The sequence below is a fragment of the Corallococcus sp. CA053C genome, assembly GCF_003611675.1.
Lineage (GTDB): Bacteria > Myxococcota > Myxococcia > Myxococcales > Myxococcaceae > Corallococcus.
The window spans coordinates 1-11,946 of record NZ_RAWA01000309.1 but is presented as its reverse complement, the minus strand read 5'-3'; the positions used below and the strand labels follow the sequence as shown (position 1 = coordinate 11,946).

Sequence of the window (11,946 nt, the reverse complement as noted above, 5' to 3'; positions counted from 1 at the left end):
CGCCGGGCTGCTCCTGCAGGCGCACGGTGAGGCCGTGGTTGAGCTTCACGTCCACGGACGTGGGCACCTCGCCCTCGATGTGCACGAGCTCCATCTCGTCGCGCGACACCGAGCGCGCCTCGGACGGACGCGGCTCCACGTTCTCCGCCGTGATGCGACCGCCCCAGCCGGAGGACTTGTCCACCACGCCCGTCACCTGGAGCGTCTGCCCCACGTACTTGCGCAGGCTCTTGACCGCCGCCTTGCCCTCGATGGCGAACGACACCTGCTGGCGCGTGCCGCCGTTGGACACGACGAGCACGAAGTCGTCGCCCATCATCTCCAGGTTGCCCCGGATGCTGGCGAAGCCCTTGATGCCCGCGCCCATGCCGGCGGCGACGGCCATGGAGACCTCGCCGGGCGACAGGTAGCGCAGCTTGGGTTCGGAGTCGGAGGGCGGCGGCGCGACCTCCTCCACTTCCGGCTTCTTGGCGGAGTACTTGCGCACCTCCACCACGCCGCTGTGGTTGGTCGTCTTGCGGATCATCCCGCTCACGGAGACCTTGTGGTCCACGTACGCCGGGAGGACCTCCTGATCAGGCCCCTGGAGCAGGAACGTCAGCTCGCGCTTGTCCCGACCCACGACCACCAGATGGGGCAGCTCGCCGCTGAGGATGAGGCGGCCCTTGAGGCTGCCCTCGCCCATCACGCCGCGGCCCTCGCCGGCGGTCAGCAGCTGCTCCATCTCACGCTTCGTGAGCGGCTCGCCCACGGGCGGCAGCTTGGTCGCGCGCGGGCGCGGCTTCTCCACGGGGGGACCGGAGGGCACGGCCTGGGCCTTGGAGCCCGCCTTGCCTCCTGCCTTCTTCCCGGTCGCGGCAGGCGCGGCCTTGGAAGCGGGAGCCGCAGCGGGCGCGGCCTTGCCGGCCTTCGCGGGAGCCGCAGCGGGTGGAGCCGCTTTGGCCCCCTTCGCCGCCTTGGCCGCGGCGGGAGCCTTCTCCGCCACTGCCTTCTTCACCGCCGCGACCTTTCCCTTCGCCCCCTCGGCCACTGCCTTGACGACCTTCGTCGCGGCCGTCGCCACCTTCTTCGAGGCATTCCTGATCAGATCCAGGCGGGCCGCGTTGTCCTTCTTCGCGGCAGGCTTCGCGCCGGCTTTTGCAGCGGGAGTCGGCTTCTTCGCCCCGGACTTGGGCTTGGCCATCGACGCTGTCTCCTTGAAAATTTCCCGTGTGCTATCAACGGGTTGGCGGGACGCCCCTGCTGTTGGACGCGAGCCTCGCGATCACGGTTGCTTGTAACGGTGATCAGTTGGGCTGTCAAACTAACACTTGATTTTCTCTCGGACTTTGGTTGCGAAAACGTCCCTGGGACACCCTTCGTGCCGCTATAGATCCGGGCATGAGTGACGCCCCCGCATTGCTGCCCGTCGAGGAGGCTCGCGCGCGGATCCTCGGGCTGTGCACGCCGCTGTCCGCCGAGTGGGTGCCCATGGACGACGCCCTGGGTCGTGCGCTGGCGGAGGACGTCCTGGCTCGCCGCACCCTGCCCCCCTGGGACAACTCCGCGATGGACGGCTACGCGGTGCGCGCGGCGGATCTCTCCGGCCCGCTGCCCGTCCGGCTCACCGTCGGGGAGACGGTGTTCGCGGGGAAGCTGCCCGTCCGGGAGGTCGTCCCCGGCACCTGCGCGCGGATCATGACCGGGGCGCCCCTGCCCTCCGGCGCGGACGCGGTGGTGATGCGCGAGCGCACCCGCGCCGTTCCCCGGGAGCAGGCTCCCGACGCCGTGGACATCGTGGACATCCATGATGCGCCGGGTCCGGGCCAGTTCATCCGCCCCCGGGGCGAGGACGCGCGCGAGGGCGACGTGCTGTTGCGGCGGGGCACCCCGCTGGGCATCCCGGAGCTGGGCCTGCTGTGGGCGCAGGGGATGGCGTCCGTGCCGGTGCCCCGCCGGCCCCGCGTGGCGGTGCTGTCCACCGGCGACGAGCTGTGCCGGGTGGACGAGCCCCCCGGGGGCCGCATCGTGGACACCAACGCCCCCACGCTGGCCCTGGCGGTGCGGCGCGCGGGCGGGGTGCCCACGCTCCTGGGCATCGCCCGGGACACGCGTGAGGCCGTCCAGGAGGCCCTGGCGCGCACCGACGGCTTCGACGTCGTCCTCACCAGCGCCGGCGTGTCCGTGGGCGACCACGACTTCGTGAAGGACGCCCTGGAGGCCCTGGGCGTGGAGCAGCACTTCTGGCGCGTGGCCATCAAGCCCGGCAAGCCGCTGGTGGTGGGAAAGCGCGGCGCCGCCCTCTTCCTGGGCCTGCCCGGCAACCCCACCTCCTCGCTGGTGACCTTCGAGCTGTTCGTCCGCCCCGCCCTGCGCCGCCTCCTCGGGCTGGAGGACGTGGAGCCCGCCCGCGTTTCGGGACGCCTGGAGGGCAGGCTGTCGAAGGCGCCAGGGCTTGCCCACTTCGTCCGGGTCACGGCCACCTGGCGAGCGGGCGAGCTGTGGGCGAAGCCCCTGGGGACGCAAACGTCGGGGGCTTTGCGTTCAGCGACGGCAGCCACCCACCTGCTGCATTTTCCCCGGGAGCACAGCAGCCTGACTGATGGCTCCCATGTCGAGCTGATCCCGCTGTCATGGGTGGCCTGAGAAACGAAGATCCCCAGTCCCACGTCCAACTTTCCGACCGGTGTTCTCCGACGACGGGGAGTGCCACCTTGACTTGCATCCGGGGGGGCGAGAAAAACCCCGCCTCTCAACTGGGAGACGACCCACCATGTCCGACACGCGCTCACCCCAGGTCCTGCCGACCCGAAAGCCGACCCAGCACCTGGAGCGGTACTCGGAGGCGGACGTGCCCACGGCCCGTGGTGTGCTCAGGACCATCGTGTTCCGCGACAAGCGCAACGGGCGTGAGCACGTGGCGCTGGTGGTGGGTGAGCCGGCGGGGCTGGAGGGGGTGCCGGTGCGCATCCACTCCGAGTGCCTGACGAGCGAAGTCTTCGGCAGCCTCAAGTGCGACTGCCGCGAGCAGCTGGACCGGGCCCTGGACTTCGTCACCCAGAACGGGCTGGGCGTGGTGCTCTACCTGCGCCAGGAGGGCCGGGGCATCGGCCTGGGCAACAAGATCAAGGCCTATGCCCTCCAGTCCAAGGGGCTGGACACCTACGAGGCCAACCGGCAGTTGGGCTTCGCGGATGATTTGCGCTCCTATGACGTCGCGGCGGAGATGCTGCGCTCGCTGGATGTACACTCGGTGGACCTGATCACCAACAACCCGCTGAAGATCGCCGGGCTGGTGGAGGAAGGTGTGGCGGTGCGACGCCGAATCCCTTCCCGGACCGAGCACAATCCGCATAACGTCGGCTATTTGAAGACGAAGCGCGAGCGTACGGGGCACCTGATTGAGCTCTTCGCGGAGGACGACGACACAGAAGCCAAGGCCGGCTAGGCGCCCGGCCCGGCGGAGCACCTCGCGCTTCGAGGTGCGTTTCTGGGGGGTGCGCGGCTCCATCCCCGCGCCCGGTCCCCAGACGAAGCGCTACGGCGGCAACACGCCGTGCGTGGAGGTCCGCTGCGGGGACGAGCTGCTGATTTTCGACCTGGGCTCGGGTGCGAGGGGCCTGGGGGATGCGCTGGTGGCGACGCGCAAGCCCATCAAGGCGTCCATCTTCATCTCGCACTACCACTACGACCACCTGCAGGGCCTCCCGTTCTTCTCGCCGATGTTCTCGCCCGCGAACGACGTGACGCTGCACGGCGCGCCCCGGGACGGGAAGTCGCTGAAGCAGATCCTCGCCGGGCAGATGGTGCACCCGTACTTCCCGGTGACGGCGGAGGACGTGTTCCGCACGCGCCTGGCGTACCGGGACGTCATCGTGGGCGAGGACATCCCGGTGGGCGACGCGACGGTGCGCACGCTGGAGCTGAACCACCCGGGCGGCAACGTGGGCTACCGGGTGGACTTCGGTGGGCGCTCGCTGGTGTACGCGACGGACGTGGAGCACGGCACCGCGCTGGACAAGGGCCTGTTCGACTTCGCGCGCGGCGCGGACGCGCTCATCTACGACTCCATGTACACCGAGGACGAGTACCGGGGCCGCACGGGCTGGGGTCACTCCACCTGGGAGGCGGCGGTGCGCGCGGCGGACGCCAGCGACGTGAAGCAGCTGGTGCTCTTCCACCATGATCCGGGCCGCGACGACGTGGCCATGGACAAGCTGGTGCGGCAGGTGCGCAAGCAGCGCCCGGAGGCCATCGCCGCGAAGGAGGCGATGGTGCTCAAGCTGTAGGTGTCAGAGGGCGCTTTCGGAGCGCCCGCTCCACCGTCTCGCGCAGGCCCCGGAAGGGCAGCCGCTGCAGGGCGGTGGGCACGTCCACCCACTCGAAGGCGTCGTGCTCCGGGCCCAGGCGCACCGCCGCGTCGGGCGCGACGTGCACCGCGAAGCCGTTCTCCTCCACCAGCTTCGGCGGCAGCGCGTCCCCCAGCGCGAACGCGTGGCGGTAGGCCAGGTCCACGGGCGGGGTGTGCAGGCCCGTCTCCTCCGCGACCTCCCGGCGGGCGGCGTCGGCGGGGGACTCGCCCGGCTCCAGGCGTCCGGTGACGGTCTGCCAGAAGCCGCCGCGCTCCGGCGTCCGGCGCAGCAGCAGCACTCGCGCCTCCGGGCCCTGCCCCCGCACCACGGCGACGCTCACCGTGCGCAGGGACACCGTGCCGTCCACGCGCCGGGCGTCGAAGACCTGGCTGAACTCGCGCGCGAGCGCCTCCTCCACGTCGGGCACGGGCACGGCGTGGCCCAGCTCGCGCTGCATGGACGTGACGCCCGCCTCGCGGATGCCGCACGGGACGATGAGCTGGAAGTGCTCCAGACGCGTGTTCACGTTGAGCGCGAAGCCGTGCGTGGTGAGCCACTTCGACAGGTGCACGCCAATGGCGCCAATCTTCCGCGCGTCCGGAGAGCCCTCCTGCCCCAGCCACACGCCCGGCCACTTCGGGATGGGCCCCGCCGTGAGGCCGAAGCCCGCGAGCGCCTGGATGAGGCCGCGCTCCACGTCGCGTACGTAGCGCCGCACGTCCTGGCGCTCCGGGGGCAACAGGAGGATGGGGTAGCCCACCACCTGTCCCGGCCCGTGGTAGGTGACGTCGCCGCCGCGGTTGGTGTCGAAGACCTCCACGCCCTCCTCCGCGAGGCGCGCATCCGAGGCGGTGATGTTCTCGCGCTTCGCGGCGCGGCCCAGCGTCAGCACGGGCGGGTGCTCCAGCAGCAGCAGCGTGTCCCCGACGAGCCCCTGCATGCGGGCCTCGCCGAAGAGGTGCATCAGCTTCAGCCCGTCCTCGTACTCCACCCGGCCCAGGCGGAAGACGGTGAGCGTGTTCATGGCGTGCCCTTCCGTCCCCCCCGGGTGGGCGCGGCGGGCGTCTGCGCGGACTCCAGGCTCCAGCTGCCGGCGTACACGCGCGACAGCAGCGCGCGCAGCTCATGCCCCGCGCGCGGCGAACGCACGGCCTCCGCCGCGAAGGCGCCCAGCACCTCCTCCGACAGCGACACCACCGGACGGCGGAGCGCCAGGGAGCGCCGCGCCACCTCCACCAGCTCCGGCACCGTCGGACGGCGCACCGGCAACAGCACCTGCACGCGCTCCAGCAGCGCCACCGGGACGGAGCCCTGCACCGCCTCCGACAGGCCCGCCGTGGTGGGCACCGGCAGGCTCCCGCCCTCGCCTCGCACCCAGAGGCCCAGCGACGACACCGCGCCGCGCGCGCTCATCACCACCGCGCACTCCGGGTGGCTCGCGATGAACGCGACCAGCGCCGCCTGCTTCGCGGGCTCCAGCCGGTCCACGTCTTCAATCAGGAGCGGCTCCGTGCCAGGGGCGGACTCCAGGAGCTCCACCGACGTGAGCACGCCCTGGCCCCGCCGCTCCACCGCCTGGAGGAAGATGCTCTTGCCGCAGCCCTCCGGTCCCACGAGGAGCAGGCAGCGCGCGCCCGCCTGGAGCGTGCGCTCCAGCAGGGTCCGCACCTCGTCGTGGCCCACCATCTCCACGCTCGCGGTGGACTCGGGGGCCTCCACGGGCCTGCGCACGGGGGGCGGTGGGACGACATCGCCCAGGAGGCCCTGGGATTCACCCAGGCAGCCCTTGCAGATGAACGCGCCCGCGGGGCCCGCCACCAGGTCCCCCACCTCGCCGCGAGGCCGGCAGCAGAACGAGCACCAGGCGTCCAGGGCCGGATCCGCACGCGTGGGACCACGCTCGATGAGGCGCTTCTCCCGGCGGCGGCCGCGTTCCGGCGCGGGGGGTACCGGCCCCTCGTCCTCTTCCAGCGGGCGCAGCAGCCCTCCGGGGACGATGTCGTCGTCCTCGTCCTCGTCCTCGTTGTCCTCGGGCTCGGGCTCGGACCGGTGGGCGGCTTCGCTCGCGGGAGCCTGCGGGGAAGGCTGCGGCGAGCTTCCCGCACCGACCGCCGCGATCCGCTGGGCCAGCCGAGGCAGCCCCTTCGCTTCGGTGGACACAGTCACCCCGGGCGCGACGGCGTCATGGCGCCCGGAGGGATGCAGCACCGCGGGATCAGGGTCGGACGAAGGGGACGGGGCCCCCTGCGCCCCGGCTTCGGCCTTGTCGTTGAACGCCGCGGACACAGCGTCGCTCCAGGGCTGTGACGACACCGGGCGGAACGCGCCCGCGTCCTTGCCGGCCATCGCCGCGGCGAAGGCCGGGCTGACGTCCGGCGACCGGCTCTTGAGCTGACGCGCCTGCCGCTGCAGCTGCGAGGCGCGCGAGGTGTGCCCGGACTTCTGGTAGAGCGCCGCGGCCTGCTCCAGGCACTCCGCCGCGCGCGTCATGTCTCCCTGAAGCTCGGCGGCCTGGGCGGCGCGGATCAACTCACGGGGATTGTCGGCCATCGCGGGTGCCCGCCTCAGCTTCTCTTTTCCGGAAGACCCCCCGCGCCCACCGCCCCCCGGAGTCAGGGCGGTCGGGCGAGCACCGCGACGCGCATCCTCACGCCATCGCGAGGAACAGCAGGTCCGGTGCCTCCAGGTACTTGATGACCTCGTAGACGAAGCTCGCCGCCACGTCACCGTCGATGACGCGGTGATCGCACGAGAGCGACAGGTTCATCATGTCGCGGATGACCACCTGGTCGTTCTTCACCGCCGGGCGCTTCTTCAGCTTGTGAACGCCCATGATGCCCACCTCGGGGTGGTTGAGGATGGGCGTGGCGAACAGGCCGCCGCTCTGCCCCAGCGAGGTGATGGTGAAGGTGCCGCCCGTCAGCTCCTCCATCTTCAGCTTGCGCTCGCGCGCGGCGGTGCTCAGGCGGGAGATCTCCTTCGCCAGCTCGCCCAGCGTGAGCTGATCCGCGTGGCGCACCACCGCCACCGTGAGGCCGTCCGGCGTGGCCACCGCGATGCCGATGTTGTACTCGCCGCGCACCACCAGCTCCTGCGACGCCTCGTCGAAGTTGGCGTTGAGGTGCGGGAACTTCTTCATCGCCGCGATCGTCGCCTTCACGATGAACGGCAGGTACGTGAGCTTCGTGCCGTCCCCGGCCGCCGCGAGCTGGCTGTTCAGCCGCGTGCGCAGGGCGACCAGGTCCGTGGCGTCCACCTCCTCCACGAACGCGAAGTGCGGCATCGTGAACTTCGAGCGGACCATCTTCTCCGCGATCTTCTTGCGCAGCCCGCGCAGCGCGATGCGCTCGTCGCCACGGCCCGTGGACAGCGGCGCCGCCGGACGCGCGGCCTGCGGCGCGGGGGCCGCGACCTCGTTCTTCTTCGGCGCGCCGTTGCCACCCTCCAGCGCCGCCACCACGTCCGCCTTCGTCACCCGTCCCTGCGGACCGCTGCCGGAGATCTCCGCCAGGTCCAGCCCGTGCTCGCGCGCCATGCGGCGCGTGACGGGCGTGGCCAGAACCTTGGTGCCCTGGGCCTGGGCGGCCTGCGCCTGGGGCGCGGCGGCGGGAGCGCTGACGGCCGCCGGGGCGCCATGGGCCGGAGCCTCCGCGGCGGGGGCGCCGCCGTCGGTCTCCAGCGTCACCAGCAGCTGGTGCACCTTGGCCATGTCGCCTTCACGGCCGTGCGTCTTCACGACGCGGCCCGCGCGCGGGGCGGGCACCGTGACGGTGGCCTTGTCGGTCATCACCTCGGCGAGCACCTGGTCTTCCTTCACCAGGTCGCCCTCCTTGACGTGCCACTTCACAAGCTCGCCCTCCATCACGCCTTCGCCGAGGTCCGGGAGCTTGAATTCGAAAGTCGCCATGAGGGGGTGTGTCTCTCTCTGGGTTGGGGAAGGGGTGCGTCAGGTCAGCCGAGGCGCTCCACGCGCTCGCGCTCCATCAGGCCCTTCATGAAGAACTCGGCGGCGCGGTAGCTGGAGCGCACCAGAGGCCCGGAGGCCACGTAGAGGAATCCGAAGGACTCCGCCAGCGCCTTGTATGCGTCGAACTGCGCGGGCGTCACGAACCGCTCCACGCGCAGGTGGTACTGCGAGGGCTGCAGGTACTGGCCCAGCGTGAGCACGTCCACGCCCACGTCGCGCAGATCCTTGAACGTGCGCTCCAGCTCCTCGTCCGTCTCGCCCAGGCCCACCATCACGGACGTCTTCGTGTAGAGGCGCTCCGGGCGGTTCTTGAGGTACTCCAGCACGCGCAGGGACTGGCGGTAGGTGGCGCGGCGATCCCGCACCGTGGGCGTCAGGCGCTCCACCGTCTCCACGTTGTGCGCGACGACGTGCGGCTTCGCCTCCGCCACCGTGGTGAGGTCCTTCTCCTGTCCCTTGAAGTCGGGGATGAGGACCTCGACGATGGTGCGCGGGCTCTCCTTGCGCAGCTCGCGGATGGCGGACGCGAAGTGGCTGGCGCCTCCGTCCGGCCGGTCGTCGCGATTCACCGACGTGACGACGATGTACTCGAGGTTCATCTCCTTCACCGCCTGGGCCAGATGGATGGGCTCCATCGGATCCAGCGGCGGGGGCGCCCCGACCTTCACGTGGCAGAAGCGGCACGCGCGCGTGCACACCTCGCCCATCAGCATCACCGTCGCCGTGCCGCCACCCCAGCACTCGGCGATGTTCGGGCAGCGGGCCTCTTCGCACACCGTGGCCAGCTTCGTGCGCTTCACGATGGCCTTGACCCGCTCGTAGCCCTCCCCATGCGGCAGACGCACCTTCAACCACTCGGGTTTACGGGTGGACTCGGAGACCTGTGGGAGGGGAAACCGATCGGGAGTCGCCATGGGTCGCGGGCCTTCTAGAGGGTGGGTGAAAGCAGGGTCAAGCGTGAAGCCCTAACGCGAGGCGTTAGCACGGGCCTCACAGAAGTGGATCCGCTGGGGGATGTAACGCGGTGGACAGGACGCGGCCAATCCCGGCCAAAGGGCCGTGTTCCCAGCGCCATTAGCGCCGGTACCGGCACCGGTGCGGTGGGGGCGCTCCCCTGCCCTCCTGCCCTCCCGGGTCCGGCGCTCCGGCACTCCGGGAAAAGCCGGGCCGCACGCGGAGACAGCGGCGCAGGGCCTCCCTGTCAGAAGGCCCTGCGCCGCCGGGACCGCGGGGTTCGGGGGCCTACTGACCGAGCACCTGCACCTCGAGGCGACTGCGATCCTCGGGGGTCGTGCTGGTGACCTCGATGCGCTGGGCCGCCACGCCATCGCGCACCAGGGCCTGGCGCAAGGTCTCCGCGCGCGTCCGCGAGAGCTGGCGGTTGGAGTCCGCGTCGCCCGATGTTTGCGTGGCGCCGGTGATACGCACGCGCGCGTCGGGCTTCTCCTTCAGCACGGTGCCCAGCTCGTCCACCAGCTGCTGGCTCTGGGAGGTGAGCTGCGCCGACCCGGCCGTGAACTCCACCCCGTCCAGGATGACGCCCTGCTTCGCGTTGTTGCCCTCGAGCGCCGAGCGCAGCGCGTTGGCGTCGCGCACGCGCGGCTGCTGCTGACCCGAACCGCCCGTCCCCTGCTGGACCGCGGCCGGGGGCGTGTTGCTCGTCACCCGGGGCGCCTGGGCGGGTTCGTTCTTGCGTCCGCGCAGGGCGCCCCACGAGAGGACGATGAGCGCGAGCAGGGCCAGGGGGATGGCCCACCCGGCGATGCTCTTCTTGCGCTCCGGCGGAGGGGGCGCGGCCGTCCTGCGGGGGAGGGATTCCCGCCAGGTGTCCTCCCGCATGGGAGCCACGGCTGCGCGAGGGGGTTCGAGGATCTCCGCGGGCGCGTGGCGCGCACCGCCCGCGAAGCCCAGGACACCGCCCAGGCCCGCCGGCAGCGCGCCCGCGATGTGGGAGCGCTGGCTGCCCAGCAGCTGCATCAACCCGGTCGCGCCCAGGCGCTGGTCGCGCACCTGCTTGCCAAGGACGCTCATCACCATCGGCGCGACCAGGGACAGCAGCCGCGTCGCCGAACCGGGGTCGCGCATCCCGCCCATGCGTGAGAGGCCTTCGGTGACGCCTCCCAGCTTGTTGCCGAACAGCCCCCCCAACATCCCCTTCCCGCGCGCCTCCTCGTCGACCAGTCCCGCGTCGCTGATGTCCCCTTGGGAAGGCGCGTCGGGCCCGGTGAAGCCGCCCTCGTTGAGCTTCGACAGCAGCCGGTGCGCCCCGGCCTCGTTGCTGCCCTGATCAGCGACGCCCGCCGCCACCGCGGCGATGGCGCCCGGCAGCACCTTCGTGGTCGCCTGCGGATCCTCTCCCAGGGCTCCGCTGATCTTCGGGAGCCACCCCTTCTTCATGAACTGTGAGCCGACCGCTTCGATCAGGTTGAACGCCATGTGATGCCTCCCCGGTTGGGTCCCGCACCGGGTTGGCCGGTGCGCGAGGCCACGCCCCGCCGTCCGCGCGGGACTGAGGGCTCTGGGCAATCGATACGGAGCCCACCGGGCGCTGCTAACCCCTCGTGGGGGGCACGGGAGGAGAGGCCCTCGAAGGCCCGTCTCCCCTGCGGGCGACCGCGCACCGGCACCCGCTCCGGCACCCGCGTCCACGGGTCCTGTGAAGGGACACACGGGAGGACGTGCGCGAGCCACTGCCCCACGGTCTGGCCCTGCCGGGCGAGCAGCGCCGCGCCGGCACGACACCCACCGGATCTTCAGCGAACGCGATACCGCGTCACGGCCAGCGGCGCGGATCCGCCAGGCGCCCACAGCTCCAGCCGGCGCTCACCGGCCACCGCGGGCAGGCGCGTGACGAACGGCGGAGGCAGTTCGATGCGCCGCCCCGTGTCCGTGCGCAACTCCAGCATCCTCGCCCCGGGAGGCGCCATCACGCGCACCGGCACGGCCTGCGCGCTCTCAGGCAGCTCCGGCTCCACCAGGTACTCGTCGCCGTCCGCCGGCAGGATGAAGCCGGGCTCTCCTCTGGAGCGGTCCCCGGTGTCGGACGACGCGGAGGCCAGCCCTTCCGCCTGGGCCCAGGCCAGGTACGCGGGGCCCACGTCCAGCGCGCCATCGCTCCGGTGCATGGTGCACGCCTTGCGGGGCGCCGTGCCCGGCAGGTAGACCTCCTGCAAGACGCCCGGGCAGTTCGGCCCCGCGAGCTCACCCGACAGCGGGCAGATGGCCCTCGAATCGAAGTGGCTCCGGTCCACCAGCGGCGCGGGGCGCACGCCCTTCATCGCCAGCGACATCACGCGCGCGAACACCGGGCCCGCGCCGGTGATGCCGGACACGCCCCGCATCGGCGTGCCGTCGAAGTTGCCCACCCACACGGCCACCGTGCGCTCGCGGGTGAAGCCCGCCGCCCAGTTGTCCACGTAGGCCCGGCTCGTCCCCGTCTTCGCCGCCACCCGAAATGGCAGGCGCAACGCGTTGTCCAGACCGAAGGCCGGCGCGCGGGCCGCCTCGTCCGCCAGCACGTCGGTGAGGAGCTCCACCGGCCGCGCCTCCAGGAACCGGTGCGGCGCCATCTCGTCGGGCACCGGCAGCGCCGCGCCGTCCGGGCCATACGCCGCGCGCACCTCCCGCACCGGGCCCACCACCCCGCCC

9 protein-coding genes and 1 pseudogene are annotated in these 11,946 nt (G+C 71.8%); 3 read left to right on the top strand and 7 right to left on the bottom strand.

What is annotated here, in order from left to right; translation table 11 throughout:
* On the bottom strand, positions 1 to 1,183 hold a 1,183-nt coding region (locus D7V97_RS31045), incomplete at its 3' end, for a transcriptional regulator (protein WP_120614246.1).
* 197 nt (positions 1,184 to 1,380) lie between these two features.
* On the opposite strand from D7V97_RS31045, the gene glp reads away from it, so the two are divergent.
* From glp to D7V97_RS31030, 3 genes are all read left to right on the top strand, one after another.
* On the top strand, positions 1,381 to 2,625 hold the full coding sequence (gene glp / locus D7V97_RS31040; protein WP_120614245.1) for a gephyrin-like molybdotransferase Glp: 1,245 nt from the start codon (positions 1,381 to 1,383) through the stop codon (positions 2,623 to 2,625).
* A 127-nt stretch (positions 2,626 to 2,752) separates the two neighbouring features.
* Entirely contained in the window at positions 2,753 to 3,427 is a 675-nt protein-coding gene (gene ribA / locus D7V97_RS31035) for a GTP cyclohydrolase II (RefSeq protein WP_120614244.1), read from the top strand.
* Between the two features lie 34 nt (positions 3,428 to 3,461).
* The gene (locus D7V97_RS31030; protein WP_120614243.1) at positions 3,462 to 4,268 is read left to right on the top strand and encodes an MBL fold metallo-hydrolase; all 807 of its coding nucleotides are present in this window, start codon (positions 3,462 to 3,464) and stop codon (positions 4,266 to 4,268) included.
* Here the strand turns inward: D7V97_RS31030 and lipB are convergent.
* From lipB to D7V97_RS31000, 6 genes and pseudogenes are all read right to left on the bottom strand, one after another.
* A complete protein-coding gene (gene lipB / locus D7V97_RS31025) occupies positions 4,258 to 5,355 on the bottom strand; it encodes a lipoyl(octanoyl) transferase LipB (RefSeq protein WP_120614242.1) in 1,098 nt (365 codons plus the stop codon). The genes D7V97_RS31030 and lipB overlap by 11 nt on opposite strands.
* Complete coding sequence (locus D7V97_RS46665) at positions 5,352 to 6,881, bottom strand: ClpX C4-type zinc finger protein (RefSeq protein ID WP_120614241.1); 1,530 nt, start codon at positions 6,879 to 6,881, stop codon at positions 5,352 to 5,354. Before D7V97_RS46665 ends, lipB begins: the two co-directional genes overlap by 4 nt.
* Before the next feature lie 97 nt (positions 6,882 to 6,978).
* A complete protein-coding gene (locus D7V97_RS31015) occupies positions 6,979 to 8,238 on the bottom strand; it encodes a dihydrolipoamide acetyltransferase family protein (RefSeq protein WP_120614240.1) in 1,260 nt (419 codons plus the stop codon).
* Positions 8,239 to 8,282: 44 nt separating this feature from the next.
* On the bottom strand, positions 8,283 to 9,212 hold the full coding sequence (lipA, locus tag D7V97_RS31010) for a lipoyl synthase (protein WP_120614239.1): 930 nt from the start codon (positions 9,210 to 9,212) through the stop codon (positions 8,283 to 8,285).
* Between the two features lie 328 nt (positions 9,213 to 9,540).
* The gene (locus tag D7V97_RS31005; RefSeq protein ID WP_120614238.1) at positions 9,541 to 10,734 is read right to left on the bottom strand and encodes an OmpA family protein; all 1,194 of its coding nucleotides are present in this window, start codon (positions 10,732 to 10,734) and stop codon (positions 9,541 to 9,543) included.
* 317 nt (positions 10,735 to 11,051) lie between these two features.
* A pseudogene (locus D7V97_RS31000) lies at positions 11,052 to 11,946 on the bottom strand (penicillin-binding protein 1C); the annotation flags it as partial.